This window comes from Nonomuraea sp. NPDC048916, assembly GCF_040649575.1.
Taxonomy (GTDB): domain Bacteria; phylum Actinomycetota; class Actinomycetes; order Streptosporangiales; family Streptosporangiaceae; genus Nonomuraea.
Genome location: NZ_JBEZFS010000058.1, coordinates 12,641 through 27,742 on the forward strand (window position 1 = coordinate 12,641; position 15,102 = coordinate 27,742).

Sequence of the window (15,102 nt, forward strand, 5' to 3'; positions counted from 1 at the left end):
TCAGCTCCCTGACTCGGTAGTGGGGGACGGGGACGAGGTGGGCAGCGCGGGCATGGGCGCCGAGGCTCCGGTGCCGATGCCGTACTGGCCCACGCCTCCGCGCGCCTGCTCCCGCAGAGCGTAGACGATCACGATCTGACCCGCGGGCATGTCGGGGGTATCGACGGTGGAGACGCGCTTGGCGAGGTCGCCGTCGTCGCGCACCGCGGTGATCGCTCCTCCGGGGCCTGCCGCGATGCTTCCGCTGCCGGTCATCACCGCGCCCTTGCCGCCCGCGTCGAGCCCGCCGGCGAGCGAGGCGAGAGCGTCGGCCTGGATCTCGGCGTGTCTGCCCTCGAAGGGCTCCTCCGGAGCGAACATCACGGCCAGGGTGGCCCGCTTCTGGGGCTCGTTCTCGAGGTTGAGCAGGCCACCGGTCTCGAAGCCGTCGAGCACGGCCGCGGTGGCCGGGTTGGCGGTGCCCGCCTGGCTCTGGTCGGCGGTCATGAGCGTGGCCGCGAGCAGGGTGGCCGCCTTGTCGTAGGTGGAGGCCCCCTCGGTGAACACCATGTCGGCCGGCTTGAGCTGGTTGACCAGCCCGTCGAGCACGCCGGCGTTGGCGGGGTCGAGGTATTTGTCGGTCAGCGTCACGCGTCCGGCGATCGCGGCGCCCGCCTGAAGGAGGACCTGGTGCTGCGCCTCCCGGTAGGCGGTGCTGGAGCCGGGGGCCTCGATCAGCAGCACGCGCTCGCCGTTGAGCTCGTCCGCCACGAGTTTCGGCGTGAGCTCGCCGACGAACGCGGCATTGCCCGCCTCCCTGCCCTGCAGCAGGTTGACCTGGGTGCGCAGCTCCTCCTTGGTCTTGGCCAGCTGGGCGGTCAGCTCCTCGGCCGATTTGAGCGCCGGCTCCTGCAGCAGCGTGGTGCCCATGACGATGCCCACGGCGAGCGCGAGGAAGATCGCGACGATGGAGACGAGGTGATAGCGAAAATCGATCACGAGAAGAGTCCGACCAACCAGAAGATGAATGCGTTCCAGACGTCCTGCAGGCCGTTGAGCCAGGTTTTTCCAAGTGGTGACAGGAAGAGCGCCACGCTCATCGTGATCAGCGCCGTGATCACCAGCAGCAGCAGCTGTGGCGTGGAGATGCGGCTGCGGTAGAGCCTGCTGACGCCCTTGGCGTCGACGAGCTTGCTGCCGATGCGCAGCCGGGTGAGGAAGGTGCTGGCCATCCCGGAGCGTCCCTTGTCGAGGAACTCCTCGAGGGTGCCGTGGGTGCCGACGGCGACGATCAGCTCGGCGCCCTTGTCGTCGGCCAGCAGCATCGCGATGTCCTCACTGGTGCCGGTGGCGGGGAAGAGCACGGCCTCGCGGCCGAGCTGGTGGACCCGCTCCAGGCCGGGGGCCCTGCCGTCACGGTAGGCGTGGACGACCAGCTCGGCGCCGCAGGTGAGCGCCTTGGTGGAGACCGAGTCGAAGTCGCCCACGATCACGTCGGGCAGGTAGCCGGCCTCGAGCAGCGCGTCGGCCCCGCCGTCGACGCCGATGAGCACCGGGCGGTATTCGCGGATGTAGGGGCGCAGCGTGGCGATGTCTTCCTTGTAGTGGTAGCCACGCACCACGATGAGGGCGTGTCTGTCCTCCATGGGAGTGCGGATGTCGGGCACCCCCACGCCGTCGATGAGCAGCTTTCCCTCACCGCGGACGTACTCCATCGTATTGACGGCGAAGGCCTCGATCTGCACGGCGAGCCCGGCGCGGGCCTCGGCCATGGCCGCGTCGATGGTCTCGGCCGTCTGCTCTTCGCCCTTGCCGGCGATCTCGTCGTCGAGGTGGACGACGCCCCCGTGCAGGCGGACGACGTCGCCGTCCTGGATGCGCTCGAACAACTCCGGAGTGGCGTTGTCGACGAACGGCACACCGGCTTCGACGAGAATCTGTGGCCCCAGGTTGGGATAGCGGCCGCTGATGCCCGAAGCGACGTTGACCACGGCGGCGACGCCACACGCGACGAGAGCCTCCGCGCTGACCCGGTCCACGTCGACGTGGTCGATGATCGCGATCTCACCGGGCCGGAGGCGTTTGGTCAGCCTCTTCGTCCGCCGATCGATTCTCGCCACAGCCGTGACACCGGGAAGGTCTCCGACCTTCCTCCCGCGGAGGCCCGGCATTCTGCTCCCCGGAACCTTCATCAAGACCATCCTGCCAGAGTGAAACGGCTGGGAGGCCATTCGGTACGCGGTGTGTCCGCTATGTCACACCGGATCACCGATCTGCCGCGGCCAGCCCGAGGAGTTCTTCGGCGTGTGCCCTGCCCAGCTCGGAATCTTCCAGTCCGGCCAGCATGCGGGACAACTCGCGAACCCTGCCCTCATGGTTGAGCGCCAGCACGCCGCTGCGCACGACGCTGCCGTCACTGGCCTTCTCGACCACCAGGTGCTGATCGGCGAAGGCGGCGACCTGCGGCAGATGGGTGACGACCACGACCTGGGCGGTGCGCGCCAGCCGGGCCAGCCTGCGGCCGATCTCGACCGCGGCCTTGCCGCCCACCCCCGCGTCGACCTCGTCGAACACGAAGGTCGGCACCGGGTCGGCACCGGCGAACACCACCTCGATGGCGAGCATGACGCGGCTCAGCTCGCCGCCCGAGGCGCCCTTGTTGAGCGGCAGCGGCGGAGCCGCGGGATGGGCGGCCATGCGCAGCTCGACCTCGTCGACGCCCTCGGGGCCGAAGTCGGCGGCCCTGGTGAGCTGGACGACGACCCTGGCATGGGGCATGGCCAGCGCGGTCAGCTCCTCGGTGACGGCCTGGCCGAACCGCTCGGCCGCGGCCTGGCGCACCGCGGTCAGCTTGGCCGCCAGCTCGGTCAGCCGGGCGGTCAGCTCGTCGTGCTCGCGGGTCAGCTCCTCGATGCGGTCGTCGTCGCCCTCCAGCTCGGCCAGGCGGGCCGCCGACTCGCGCGCCCAGGCCAGGACACCCGCGCTGTCCTCGCCGTACTTGCGGATCAAGCCGGACAGCACCGACCGGCGTTCCTGCACGGCGGCCAGCCGGGCGGGGTCGGCCTCGATCGACTCGGCGTAGGCGGCCAGGTCGGTGGCCACATCGGAGATCAGGTAGCCGGCCTCGGCCAGACGCTCGGCCATCCCGGCCAGCTGCGCGTCGAAGTCGCGCACCGCCTCGACGGCCGTGCGCGCCTCACCGAGCAGCGAGATCACGTCGCGCGTGTCGCTCGCCGCCTCCATCGGGTCGCCGAGCAGCGCCGTGTGAGCGCTGGTGGCGGCGCCGCGCAGGGCGTCGGCGTGCGAGAGCCGCTCCTCCTCGCCGCGCAGCTCGGTGTCCTCGCCCGGCTTGGGGTCGACCTTCTCGATCTCCTCCAGGCCGAACCTGAGCCGGTCGGCCTCATGGGCGCGCTCGCGCGCCCTGGTGGTGAGCTCCTCGAGCAGCGCGCCCACCTGCTTGTGCCGTTTGTACGCCTGCGCATAGGCGCGCAGCGGCTTGACCAGGTCGTTGCCCGCGTAGCGGTCGAGCGCGGCGCGCTGCCTGGCGGGCTGGAGCAGGCGCTGCTGGTCCATCTGGCCGTGCACCGCGACGAGGTCGTCGGCCAGGTAGGTCAGGGTGCCGACGGGCACACCGCGACCGCCCAGCCAGGCCCTCGATCGGCCCTCGGCCGAGACGGTGCGGGAGATGATGAGCTCGCCGTCGTCTACTTCGCCGCCGATGTCCTCGACCTGCTGGGCGACCCGGCCGCCGGTCTCGATGACGAGCGTGCCCTCGACGGTGGCCTTGTCGGCGCCCGGCCTGATGCGCGACGGGTCGGCCCGGCCGCCGAACAGCAGCCCGAGCCCGGTGACGACCATCGTCTTGCCCGCGCCGGTCTCGCCGGTGACCACGTTGAAACCCGGCGAAAGCTCAAGCACGGCCTCATCGATGACGCCGAGCCCCTGGATGCGGACCTCCTCGACCCTTGGTCGCACTGCCCACTCCCGTCGCTCCGAACACCTGTGCGCATGATCCTACGCGCCTCACCGCTCATTCACTCAGGGACGCACCCTTCCGCGCCACCCCTGAACGGGTAGTTCGAACTTGGCGACCAACCTGTCGGTGAACGGCGCGCCGGTGCTCTCCACCCCGTGCAACCGTGCCAGGCGTACCGGATCGGAGCCCCTGCGGACCTCCACGCGGGTGCCGGACGGCAGGTCGAAACGGCGTCGCCCGTCGCACCACAACACGCCGCCGGGCGTGTCGGGCAGGATCTCGACGGCCAGCGTGGAGCGCGGCGAGACCACCAGCGGCCTGGCGAACAACGCGTGGGCGCTGATCGGCACCATGAGCAGCGCCTCGACCTCCGGCCAGACCACCGGGCCGCCAGCCGAGAAGGCGTAGGCGGTCGAGCCGGTGGGGGTCGCGCAGATCACGCCGTCGCAGCCCCAGCGCGACAGCGGCCGCCCGTCGATCTCGGCCACGACCTCCAGCATGCGGTCGCGCTTCTCCACGGACGCCTCGTTGAGCGCCCACGTATCGGCGATGATCTGCCCGTTCTGCCGGGCCAGGACGTCGATCGTCATGCGCTCCTCGACGTCGTAGCGGCCGGCGACGACGCTGTCGACCGCCGCGGCGAGGTCGGCCACCTCGGCCTCCGCCAGGAACCCGACGTGCCCGAGGTTGACGCCGAGCAGCGGGGTGCCGGTGGGCCTGGCGAGCTCGGCCGAGCGGAGCAGGGAGCCGTCGCCGCCAAGCACGATCATGACTTCGGCGCCCTTGGCCGCGGCGGCGTCGCCGGGCACCACCTCGGCCGCCGGGCAGTCGAGCTCGGACGCCTCCAGGTCGAGCACCCTGACCGTCAGGCCGGCGTCGACCAGCCGCCCGATGACCAGGCGGGCGCTGTCGACGGCGGCCTCCCTCCCGGTGTGCACGGTGACCAGGACGGTCCGGTTCATTGCGGCCCTTCCGCGACGGCACGCTGGATCTCGGCTTCGAGGTCGGCGACTGATGACTCGCCCTCCCCTTTGCCCAGCCAGAGGAGGTATTCGACGTTACCCGAAGGGCCCGGCAGCGGGCTGGCGGTGACGCCGCGCACCTCCAGGCCGAGCTGGATGGCGCTGCGCGCCGCCTCGCGCACGGCTCCGGCCCTCAGCGCGGGGTCGCGCACCACGCCGCCGGCCCCCACGAGGTCCTTGCCCACCTCGAACTGCGGCTTGACCAGCATCACGAAGTCGGCCCGCGGAGCGGCCACGGCGGCCAGGGCGGGCAGCACGAGCCGCAGCGAGATGAACGACAGGTCGCCCACGACCAGCGTCGGCGGCTCGCCGACCATGTCGGGGGTGAGGTCGCGCACGTTGACCCGCTCCATCACGGTGACCCGCTCGTCGGTGCGCAGCGACCAGGCCAGCTGGCCGTAGCCGACGTCGACGGCGAGCACGTGGGCGGCGCCGCCGCGCAGCAGCACGTCGGTGAACCCGCCGGTGGACGCGCCCGCGTCGAGGCAGCGGCGGCCCTCGACGGTCAGGCTCCGGAACGCCTTGAGCGCGCCGAGCAGCTTGTGGGCGCCGCGCGAGACGTAGTCGGGCCCGTCGGAGGACTCGGCCACGACGATGGGCGAGGCGGTGTCGACCTGCGTGGCCGGCTTGCCCGCCCGCCGGCCGCCGACCGTGACCCGGCCGGCCTCGATGAGCTGGGCCGCCTGCTCGCGCGAGCGCGCCAGGCCGCGTCGTACCAGCTCACTGTCCAGACGTATCCTGCGGCTCACTGGTCGTCCACGTCGGCGAGCGTGGCCTCGAGCCCGGAGAACGCCTCCTCGAACACCGCCACGTGGTCGCCCACCGGCAGCCCGGCCAGACGATCGAGGCCGGTGAGCACGGCGTCGACCCGCTCGTCGCCGGTCTCCTCCGGCAGCGCACTCATGACACGACGGTAACGCCTCGCGGGAGCGCCCGGCACCTTGGCAGGCGTGTCAGACGTTGAAGGGTCATAGGGGGCGCGACTGATGTGGAACGCTGAGTTCCAGAGGTCAGAAAGGATGGGCATCATGGCAAGCGTCGAGGAGTGCCGGGCGGCACTGACCAAGCTCGTCGCCCAGTTCGACGAGATCGACGAGCAGGACCGGGCCAGGCATGTGGTCGAGCGCACGGTCAGCTGCCGGGTCCCCGACCTTTCCGTGACGTTCTACGGTCGCCTGCATCATGACGGGCTCGACCCGTTCCGCGAAGAACCTCCGATGGACGGCCGGTCCCCCGACGTCCGGCTGACGATCGGCAGCGACGATCTCGTGTCGCTGGTCGACGGCGAGCTCGACCTGGCCCGCGCGCTGCTCGGGGGCAGGGTGAAGATCGACGCGAGCTTCGGCGACCTGCTGCGCCTGCGCCGCCTCATCTGACGCACCCGTTGACCCGTTCGCCCCGGCAGATACTTAATGGTTTCATTAACTATTAGGCGGTGGGCGAACGCATGGGTCTCATCATCGAAGCCGACCGGCTGAGCCGCGCCTTCGGCGACAGGCTCGCCGTCGACGAGCTGGCGCCGGCGATCGGGCCGGGCGAGGTGTTCGGCCTGCTCGGGCCGAACGGCGCCGGCAAGACGACCACGATCAGGAGGCCTGCGGGCTGCTGCACCGGCCGGAGCTGCTGATCCTGGACGAGCCGACGCTCGGGCTGGACGTGCAGTCGCGCCACCACATGTGGGACCACATCCGCTCCCTGTGCGCGGAGGGGATGACCGTGCTGGTGGCGACCAACTACATGGACGAGGCCGACCGGCTCTGCGACCGTCTGACGATCGTCGACCACGGCCGCTCGGTGGCGAGTGGGACACCGGCGTCGCTGAAGGCGGACCTGGGCGTCCCGTCCCTGGACGAGGTGTTCCTCCGGCACACCGGCCCCGCGTTGCGTGAGGAGTCCTTCTGATGTGGTCGCGGGAAGTGCGGATGTGGTCGCGGGAAGTGCTCGCGCTGTCGCGCCGCTGGCTGCTGATGATGCTGCGGGAGCGACTGAACCTGCTGTTCAGCGTGCTCCAGCCCGCCGTGTGGCTGGTGTTCTTCGCCGGCGCGCTGGGCGGCGCCGTCGACCCGCGGATCGTGGGCGCCGACGACTACATCGCGTTCGCGGTGCCCGGCATCATCGCGTTCACCGTGGTGGGCAACGGGGTGACGGCGGCGATGCCGCTGTTGTTCGACAAGGAAACGGGCTACCTGGACAAACTGCTCAGCATGCCGATCAGGCGCAGCTCGCTGATCGCGTCGCGGTTCCTTTTCCAGGTGGGCATGAACTCCGTCCAGGCGCTGATCATCCTGCTGATGGCGCTGGTGCTGGGCGTGCGGCCGGCCACCGGCGTGCCCGGAGTGCTGGCGATCCTGGTGGCGGCGGGGCTGCTGACGCTGGCGCTCACGGCGGCGGGGATGGCGCTGGCCTGTGCGGTGCCCTCCCACGGGACGTTCTTCGCGATCACCGGGTTCGCGCCGCTGCCGCTGCTGTTCATGAGCAACGCCTTCGTGCCGCTGTCGGCCATGCCCGGGTGGATGGAGGCCGTGGCCCGGCTCAACCCGCTCACGTACGCGATCGAGGTGATGCGGCTGCTGGTGCTGCGGGGGTGGACCGGCGGGGTGCCGGTGTCGCTGGGAGCGCTGGTGGCGGCTTCGTCGCTGCTGCTCGCCGTGGGCGCCTGGCAGTTCGCCCGCCAGACCGCCGAACGCGTCACCTGACCCGGCTCACGCGCCACGCCCTGAGCATCACCTGTCCCGGCTCCGCGCCAGACCGCCGAACGCGTCCCTTGTCCAGGCTCACGCGCCAGACCGCCCTACGCGTCAGCTGAGGCGATCATTACGCGACGCGATCGAGCACCTGCTTGACCGTGTCCTCCTCGGCACGCCCCTCACCCGCCGCAGCCCACGCCGCGTCGCAGGCGGCTCGCAGGCCGTCGATCCGGGTTCCGTCGCCCTCCAGGCGCAGCAGGCCGTCCACCCAGCGGGCCCGCCAGCCACCGCAGGCGCCCCCTCGTACCTCCGGGTAGGGCTGGAGCAGCGCCGACAGATCCTCGGAGAGGTACGTCGGCCGGTGCCGGGGACCGGCCGTGAGCAGGTCGAGCGGAGTGGCCACGCCGGTGAGCACCACGAGGCCGTCCACGCCGGCGTTGACCGCTCCCTCGATGTCGGTGTCCAGCCGGTCGCCCACGACCAGCGGCCGGCGGGCTCCGGTGCGGATCATCGACTCCCGGTGCAGCGGCGGATCGGGCTTGCCGGCGTAGAGCGGCTGCACGCCCGTCGCCGTGGCGATCACCCGCACCATCGACCCGTTGCCCGGCAGCTCGCCGCGGTCGGTGGGCATGGTGTCGTCGCCGTTGGACGCGACGAACAGCGCGCCCTGCCGCACCGCCAGCGCTCCCTCCGCCAGCAGGCCGTACGAGATCCCCGGCGCGAAGCCCTGCACCACCGCGACCGGCGCGTCCATCGCCGTGCTCACCGGCCGGAGCCCACGGTCACGCACCGCCAGCCGCAGGCCGGACCCGCCGACCACCAGCACGTTCGACCCCGGCGGGACCCGCTCGGAGACCAGCCGGGCGGCCGCCTGGGCGGAGCTGACGACGTCGGCGGCCGTCGCCGGCACGCCCAGCCGGCGCAGATGCGCGGCGATGGCCGCGGGAGTGCGTGAGGCGTTGTTGGTGACGTACGCCAGCCGGACGCCGCTGCTCCGCGCCTCTTCCAGCGCCTCGGGCGCGCCGGGAACCGCCTGGTTGCCCAGGTAGACGACCCCGTCGAGGTCGAGCAGCAGGGTGTCATAGCCGTCGATCAGCACAGCGCCTCATTCCGGTCGACTCTCACGTCGCATGAGACTTTAGCCTCGGACCTCGTACCCACCCGAGGGAAGGCCGACCATGTCCGGGCGACTCGATCTCACTCCGCCTCACCCCGCGGGCATGGGCGAAGCCGTTCGGCGCCCTCTCCCCGGCGGGCCACGCCGCCAAGGCCGGGCGACGCTGGGGCGGCACGTCAATCCGGGAGCACGCCTGTCCGGAAACGCGGCATCCCAGGACACGCCAGACCGGGAGCACACCAGTCCAGGGACACCGCAGTCCAGGGACACCGCAGTCCGGGAACACGGCATCCCAGGAACACGCCAGACCGGGAGCACCCCAGTCCAGGGACACCGCAGCCCGGGAACGCGGCATCCCAGGAACACATCAGCCTGGGAGCAGGCCAGTCCAGGAACACGGCAGTCCAGGGACACGGCAGTCCGGGAACGGGGCGGCCCGGGACCACGCCAGACAGGGAGCATGACGGCCCGGGAGCAGGCCCGGCTGCCTCGTATGCCGACGGGGCTGGTGGCGTTCACAGTCACCTTCGATCGGACGGCGCCCGGCCTGGCCGTCGACGGCCGAAACACCATCACCGCCCGCCACGGGGTGTAGGTCACATCTCCCGGCGAGCCCGCAACGTGGCCCGCACACTCTTCAAGGCGGACACATAGTGACGCTCGTCCGGGCGCATGGCCACGGCGATCGCGAGCGGCTCCTGGGCTCCCTCCACGTCGCCCGTCCGCCACAGCGCCAGGCCGAGCCCGAAATAGGCGTAGTCCTCCGCCGGGTTGGCGTCGACGATCTGCCGGAAGCTCGCGGCGGCGTCGTTGTACTGCCGCGAGTTGAACTGCGCCCGGGCCAGCGCCTCACGGATGCTCCGAGAGTGGGGTTCGGCCGTCGCGGCGCGCTCGAGCAGCGCTGCAGCGGCCGCTGGGCTACCGTCTCGCAGCAACTTCACCCCACGCTGATACCACTCGTATACGTCACCCTCCGGGGCTCCAGGGGAATCATCGTGGACGTTTCGCCCTTGGACCATGCGTGAGGCCTCCTTCATCGGCAGACGAGGGATCCGCTGGATCACCGCGATCCCGGAATCGCTGGAGTGTGGGGACTTCCGGAAGACTCGGACCTTTATGGGAGCATGCCCGATATGGGGATTCATGAACTGCCGGTGCCCGACGGACTGGTGCTGCGGCCCTTCCGCGGCGTCCGCTTCACTGTCGACGAACCCGCCAAAGTGACCTCTCCGCCCTACGATCTGATCTCCGACGGGGACGTCCGTATCCTCCTCGACACACATCCCAACAACGTCGTCCGCCTCATCCTTCCCGGCATGTCACCGTCCTCCCCACGCGAGTCCGGTGCGTCTTCTGAACCTTCCCCCGCCAGCCGGTCCGATAAGCCCCTCGAAGAGAGGTATGTGGAGGCCCGGGACACCTTGCGTGCCTGGCTCAACTCAGGCGTGCTGGCGCCTGACGAGCTCCCGGCGCTCTACGTGTACGAGCAGAGCGGCCCCGGAGTGCTGCAGCGCGGGCTCATCGGCGACGTGGCCCTCGCCGACCCGGCGCGCCACATCATCCTGCCTCACGAGGACGTCCTGCCCGGCCCGGTCGCCGACCGCCTCGCCCTCATGAGCACCACCCAGGCCAACCTCGAACCGATCTTCCTCCTCTACGACGGCGGCCAGAGCACGGCCACGGCACTGGTGGACGAGGTGGCCTCGACCCGCCCACCTCTGGTGCGAGCCCGGACGGAGGACGGCCTCGACCACAGCCTCTGGGCGATCACGGACCAGTCGGAGATCGACGCCGTCAACGCCGACCTCCGCACCCGCCAGGCCCTCATCGCCGACGGCCACCACAGGTACGCGACGTATCGCGTGCTCCAACGCCAGGAGCACGCCAGCCGCACCGCCTCGCGGCCCCTCTCTCTGGAGCCCGGCGCCTCGTCCGAGAGCGTCGCGGAGGCGCTGGGCCCGTGGGACTTCGGGCTGGCGTTGCTCGTCGACTCATCCGCGTACCCACCCGACCTCAAGGCCATCCACCGGGTCGTCCCCGCTCTCCCGCTCGACGAGGCGGCCGCCAGGGCCAAGGGGTCGTGGCGTGTCCAGGACCACCCCGACCTCGCCCAGGGCCTGGCCGCGCTCGACGCCGCTCCGGAGCCGGCCTTCCTCATCGCCGGTGAGGGCGGCTGCCACCTGCTGACCAACCCCGACCCGGTGCAGCTCGCCCGCGCCATGCCCGCCGACCGCTCCGATCGCTGGAACTCCCTCAACACCTCCATCCTCACGGAGTTCGTCATGCCGAAGGTCTGGGGCATGCAGGATGACGAGCAGGCCGTACGCATCGTCCATCACGACGCGGAAGCGGCTCTCCGGCTGGCCGTCCACATGGGCGGCACAGCCGTGATCCTCAAGCCCCTCGCCGTCGAGAACGTACTGGTCGTGGCGGCGGGCGGCGAGCGAGTGCCCCGCAAATCCACCTCCTTCGGCCCCAAGCCCCGCACAGGTCTCGTTCTACGCACCTTCGCCATCGACTGAAGCCCCCACTCGCCCGCAGGAACCCGTGCACGCGCTTCGCCATCACGACGCCTCGACGCGGCCTCACGAAAGGTGGACTCGCGTGGCACGGCACGATGGGCCGAGCGGGAGAAGACGCGGATCGGGTGGCCACCGAAGGTCAGCCCACCTGGGCGAGGGAAGCCACGGGGCGAGGTGGCCGGGCCCCGAGGTCTGCGGCCATCACCTCGGCCGTCTCCTCAGCGGCCGGGGATGCCGCGTCGACCGCCTTGGCGGTGACCACCTCCACCTCGTAACGCCAGACCTTGGCCGTGGACGGGCCGTAGATGCGGCAACGGAAGGCCCCCGTGACCTCCAGGGTGTCGTGGAGGTTGAGGCTGTGAACGATGGCGGCCGCCTCAGGGTTGAAGGTCACGCACGGGATGCTGTCCGTCAGGGCCTCGCCTCGCTTGTGACGGCGGCGACGCCGTACGACCAGGCGCCATTTCGTCAGGGTGTCGCCGCTCGGCAGCGTTTTGTCCTCGGCTGCCATGGACAGCCTCCCCACCAGCACGACCTCATTGCGGTCCACTGTCGTCCTCCCATCGGTGGTCTGGTGAGGATCACTCTCTACGATGAGCAGGAAGCCGGATCGGCTCGAACGCCGTTCTGGGGACAGTGGTTAACGCTCGGGAGTTGCCTGTGGACAACATCACCGCCCTAGGCGGCGACGTCTATGAAATCGACACGAAAATGGCTGGATATTCGGGCATTACCGCTGGATACCTGATCCTGGGGGATCGTCCGTGTCTCGTCGAGACCGGCACCTCGACGTCGGCGCCGGTGGTGCGCGACGCGCTGGCCTCGCTCGGCGTGGGGCCTCAGGACCTGGCGACCGTTGTCGTCACGCACATCCACCTCGACCACGCCGGAGGGGTCGGAGACATCGCGAGATTCTTCCCGGACGCGCAGATCGTCGTGCACGAGAAGGGTGCCAGGCATCTGGCCGACCCGTCGCGCCTGATGGCCAGCGCCCGGATGGTGTGGGGCGACCGGCTCGACACGCTTTTCGGTGAGTTGTCACCCACCGATGCCGAGCGGATCGTCGCACTGGGCGACACCGGCTCTATCGACCTGGGCAACGGCAGGACGCTGAGCAGCCACTACTCCCCCGGTCACGCCAAACACCACGTCGGCCTGGTCGACTCGGGCACCGGCGACCTGTACGTGGGTGACGCGGCCGGCGTCTACCTGCCCCAGACCGGTGACCTGCGCCCCGCCACCCCGCCCCCCGACTTCGACCTTCAGACCGCACTCGACTCGATCGCGCTGTTCGGAGCGCTGGGTCCGCAGCGGCTCCTGTTCAGCCACTACGGACCCGTGAACGCCGCACAGGAGACTCTGGAACGATCTGCGGAGGAGCTCCGCGTCTGGGTCGATCTGACCCGGCAGGCTCATTCGGAGGGCGTGGACCTCGACCATGCAGTCGCCATGGTCAGGGATCGCACCAAGGAGCGCTACACCGCGCTGATGTCCGACGACGAGACGGCGGAACAGTTCGAGCTGCTCAGCGGTGCCTCGTCGAACGTCGCCGGGATCATCCACTGGCTCGACCGCGTCTCACCGTAGAACCTCGCGAATGACACGGTGGGCGACCCCTGAGGGTCGCCCACCGTACCAATCTGAGAGGTACGCCCGCGTGGGACGTCAGTCGTCGCGCTTGGGATGATCCTTGGCTGGTTCGTCAGGCTCGTCCAGGATGTCGCCGAAGTCGGGCTCGATGAATGCCAGGTTGATGTCAGGCGTATCGCCCTTCACCGCCTCGGCAGAGGCCGTCCGGTCATCGCCGGGCTCCTCGTCGTCGAGCTCCGCCTCGGCAGGGGTCGACCTCACGTCTGCGGGCTCCGGCACCTCGTCGGCGTCGACGGCATCGGACGGCTCAGGGACATCCTCCGCATCAGCGGGCCGTGCGGCGTCCTCATCACCGGACCCCTCAGAGGAATCACTCGCATCCGGCGCTTCGCTCAGGTCGCCGGATGTGCCGGCGGCGATGTCCTTCGGGTCGCCAGCTTCCGGCGTTTCCAGGACATCCCCGGCTTCCTGCGCCTCGTCTGACTCCTCCGCGACGCCTTCCAGGTCGCTGGACTCCGGGGTGGCGACGACGTCCTCGGCGTCGTCGGATCCTGAACGGCTCTCCGCTCCAGGCTCGCCGGCCGCCGAATCGTCGTGTACGGGCGCGGACTCGTCCCTCTCGACGAGCAGATCGCCTGCCAGGCCGAGGGAGTCTTCCACGTCCTGACCGTCACCTTCGGACTCGTCGTCGAAGTCCTCTTCGATGTCCTCGATGACGGCGCCGGTGAGTTCGGCGTACCTCTCCGCCGCGTCGGTCTCGCCATCCTCGTCAAAGGCCATCGCCCTGGCGAACCAGTCGGTCGCCGCCTCCTGGTGCCCCGCTTCGGCCAGCGCATCCGCGTACGCGAACGCGAGCCGGGCCGACCACGGCTTCGGCTGCGGATCACGAAGCTCGGGCAGGCGCTGCAAGGTGATGACGGAGGCGTCGTGCTGGCCCAGGTCGCGACGCGCGCCGGACTCGACAATGGACAGTTCGATGCGCTCAGCCCGGTCGAGGCGCTCGGCCTCGGGTGACCGGACCAGGTCGAGGGCCCGCTCGGGACGGCCGAGACCACGCTCGCAATCAGCCATGATCGGGAGGTAGGCATCCGAACCGGTCATCCGCCTGGCGGCACGCAGGTCGCTGAGCGCCTCGGAGAAGTGACCGGCACGGTAGGCGACGATGCCGGCCGCCTCGCGTACGACACCGATGCGGGCCGCGAACCTTCGCGCCGCCTTGGTGTGCTCGTGCGCCTTGTCGGTGTCGTCCTCCTCGAGGGCGCGCTCGGCGGCGACCAGATGCCTGCCCACCAGTTCGGCCAGGTCAGTGGGCAGCGAACGGAGCTCGTCGCGTACCTCCTTGTCGAGCTCCTCGGCGGTGATGTCGGGCGCGAGCTCCGGCATGCTCTCGCGCTCCGCGGTCTCCTCACGGTCGCTCCGGCCGTACCTGGCACGAGTGCCGTCGTCCGGGCGCTCCTCCCGGTCGCGAGAGAAGGGGCGTGACCGGTCATCACGGTATCCGCCTTCGCGACGGGGCCCCCGGTCGCCACCGTAGCCACCCTCACGGCGAGGGCCACGGTCGTCACGGTCACGGAACGAACGCCGCTCATCATCACGACGCGGACCCCGGTCGCCACCGTAACCACCCTCGCCACGGGGGCCACGATCTCCACCTTCGCGCCGAGGACCCCGGTCTCCGGGGTAGCCGCCTTCGCCACGCGGGCCACCGTAGCCACCCTCGCGACGCGGGCCACGATCGCCGCCGTAACCACCCTCGCGACGCGGGCCACGATCGTCACGGTCACGGAAGGAGCGCCGCTCATCATCACGACGCGGACCAGCCCCGTAACCACCCTCACGACGAGGACCACGATCGTCACGGTCACCGAACGAACGCCGCTCATCATCACGACGCGGACCTCGATCAGCACCGTAGCCACCGTCGCGTCGGGGGCCGCCGTAGCCGCCCTCACCACGGGGACCGTGATCGTCACGGTCACGGAAGGAGCGCCGGTCATCATCACGACGCGGCCCCCGGTCACCACCGTAACCACCCTCGCGACGCGGGCCACGATCGTCACGGTCACGGAACGAACGCCGGTCATCATCACGACGCGGACCAGCCCCGTAGCCACCCTCACGACGCGGCCGGTCACCACCGGAATCACCGTCGCGCCGGGGACCGCCGTAGCCACCCTCACGACGGGGGCCACGGTCGTCACGATCACGG

At 70.5% G+C, this 15,102-nt stretch carries 18 protein-coding genes; 8 read left to right on the forward strand and 10 right to left on the reverse strand.

Translation table 11 applies throughout. The features are described from left to right. From AB0C16_RS37300 to AB0C16_RS37325, 6 genes are all read right to left on the reverse strand, one after another. Entirely contained in the window at positions 1-978 is a 978-nt protein-coding gene (locus AB0C16_RS37300; protein WP_357690382.1) for a copper transporter, read from the reverse strand. After that, entirely contained in the window at positions 975-2,171 is a 1,197-nt protein-coding gene (gene steA, locus AB0C16_RS37305; protein ID WP_357690384.1) for a putative cytokinetic ring protein SteA, read from the reverse strand. The genes AB0C16_RS37300 and steA overlap by 4 nt, the downstream gene beginning before the upstream one ends. Positions 2,172-2,244: 73 nt before the next feature. Continuing rightward, the gene (recN, locus tag AB0C16_RS37310; RefSeq protein WP_357690386.1) at positions 2,245-3,954 is read right to left on the reverse strand and encodes a DNA repair protein RecN; all 1,710 of its coding nucleotides are present in this window, start codon (positions 3,952-3,954) and stop codon (positions 2,245-2,247) included. A 63-nt stretch (positions 3,955-4,017) separates the two neighbouring features. Beyond that, positions 4,018-4,917 carry an NAD kinase gene (locus AB0C16_RS37315; RefSeq protein ID WP_357690388.1) on the reverse strand — a complete coding sequence of 300 codons (900 nt, stop codon included), beginning with the start codon at positions 4,915-4,917 and terminating at the stop codon, positions 4,018-4,020. Next, positions 4,914-5,726, reverse strand: a complete 813-nt coding sequence (locus AB0C16_RS37320; RefSeq protein ID WP_357690389.1) for a TlyA family RNA methyltransferase — start codon at positions 5,724-5,726, stop codon at positions 4,914-4,916. Before AB0C16_RS37320 ends, AB0C16_RS37315 begins: the two co-directional genes overlap by 4 nt. Further along, a complete protein-coding gene (locus tag AB0C16_RS37325) occupies positions 5,723-5,881 on the reverse strand; it encodes a hypothetical protein (protein WP_357690391.1) in 159 nt (52 codons plus the stop codon). Before AB0C16_RS37325 ends, AB0C16_RS37320 begins: the two co-directional genes overlap by 4 nt. A 124-nt stretch (positions 5,882-6,005) precedes the next feature. Here AB0C16_RS37325 and AB0C16_RS37330 point away from each other — a divergent pair, with 124 nt between their 5' ends. From AB0C16_RS37330 to AB0C16_RS37345, 4 genes are read left to right on the forward strand one after another with little or no spacing between them, the layout of a single operon-like run. Beyond that, positions 6,006-6,353, forward strand: a complete 348-nt coding sequence (locus AB0C16_RS37330; protein ID WP_357690393.1) for an SCP2 sterol-binding domain-containing protein — start codon at positions 6,006-6,008, stop codon at positions 6,351-6,353. Positions 6,354-6,412: 59 nt separating this feature from the next. Next, entirely contained in the window at positions 6,413-6,604 is a 192-nt protein-coding gene (locus AB0C16_RS37335; protein WP_357690395.1) for a hypothetical protein, read from the forward strand. A 29-nt stretch (positions 6,605-6,633) separates the two neighbouring features. Further along, positions 6,634-6,879, forward strand: coding sequence for a hypothetical protein (locus AB0C16_RS37340; protein ID WP_357690397.1), 246 nt, complete (start codon positions 6,634-6,636; stop codon positions 6,877-6,879). After that, the gene (locus AB0C16_RS37345) at positions 6,879-7,673 is read left to right on the forward strand and encodes an ABC transporter permease (protein WP_357690399.1); all 795 of its coding nucleotides are present in this window, start codon (positions 6,879-6,881) and stop codon (positions 7,671-7,673) included. The genes AB0C16_RS37340 and AB0C16_RS37345 overlap by 1 nt, the downstream gene beginning before the upstream one ends. Positions 7,674-7,791: 118 nt before the next feature. Here the strand turns inward: AB0C16_RS37345 and AB0C16_RS37350 are convergent, their stop codons facing one another. Beyond that, a complete protein-coding gene (locus AB0C16_RS37350; protein WP_357690401.1) occupies positions 7,792-8,763 on the reverse strand; it encodes an HAD-IIA family hydrolase in 972 nt (323 codons plus the stop codon). 478 nt (positions 8,764-9,241) lie between these two features. Here AB0C16_RS37350 and AB0C16_RS37355 point away from each other — a divergent pair, with 478 nt between their 5' ends. Further along, entirely contained in the window at positions 9,242-9,376 is a 135-nt protein-coding gene (locus AB0C16_RS37355) for a hypothetical protein (RefSeq protein WP_357690403.1), read from the forward strand. Position 9,377: 1 nt separating this feature from the next. Here the strand turns inward: AB0C16_RS37355 and AB0C16_RS37360 are convergent, their stop codons facing one another. Further along, complete coding sequence (locus tag AB0C16_RS37360) at positions 9,378-9,800, reverse strand: tetratricopeptide repeat protein (protein WP_357690405.1); 423 nt, start codon at positions 9,798-9,800, stop codon at positions 9,378-9,380. 114 nt (positions 9,801-9,914) lie between these two features. Here AB0C16_RS37360 and AB0C16_RS37365 point away from each other — a divergent pair, with 114 nt between their 5' ends. After that, positions 9,915-11,303 (forward strand): DUF1015 domain-containing protein, encoded by a 1,389-nt coding sequence (locus AB0C16_RS37365; RefSeq protein WP_357690407.1) that lies wholly within the window; start codon positions 9,915-9,917, stop codon positions 11,301-11,303. Between the two features lie 139 nt (positions 11,304-11,442). Here AB0C16_RS37365 and AB0C16_RS37370 read toward each other — a convergent pair whose 3' ends face one another. After that, positions 11,443-11,853 (reverse strand): single-stranded DNA-binding protein, encoded by a 411-nt coding sequence (locus tag AB0C16_RS37370; RefSeq protein WP_357690409.1) that lies wholly within the window; start codon positions 11,851-11,853, stop codon positions 11,443-11,445. 110 nt (positions 11,854-11,963) lie between these two features. On the opposite strand from AB0C16_RS37370, the gene AB0C16_RS37375 reads away from it, so the two are divergent. Continuing rightward, on the forward strand, positions 11,964-12,890 hold the full coding sequence (locus AB0C16_RS37375) for an MBL fold metallo-hydrolase (RefSeq protein ID WP_357690410.1): 927 nt from the start codon (positions 11,964-11,966) through the stop codon (positions 12,888-12,890). Between the two features lie 78 nt (positions 12,891-12,968). On the opposite strand, the gene AB0C16_RS37380 is transcribed toward AB0C16_RS37375, so the two are convergent. After that, positions 12,969-14,276 (reverse strand): hypothetical protein, encoded by a 1,308-nt coding sequence (locus AB0C16_RS37380; RefSeq protein ID WP_357690411.1) that lies wholly within the window; start codon positions 14,274-14,276, stop codon positions 12,969-12,971. A gap of 579 nt (positions 14,277-14,855) precedes the next feature. Here AB0C16_RS37380 and AB0C16_RS37385 point away from each other — a divergent pair. Further along, positions 14,856-15,102: hypothetical protein (locus AB0C16_RS37385; protein ID WP_357690413.1), on the forward strand; the 247-nt coding region annotated here is incomplete at its 3' end.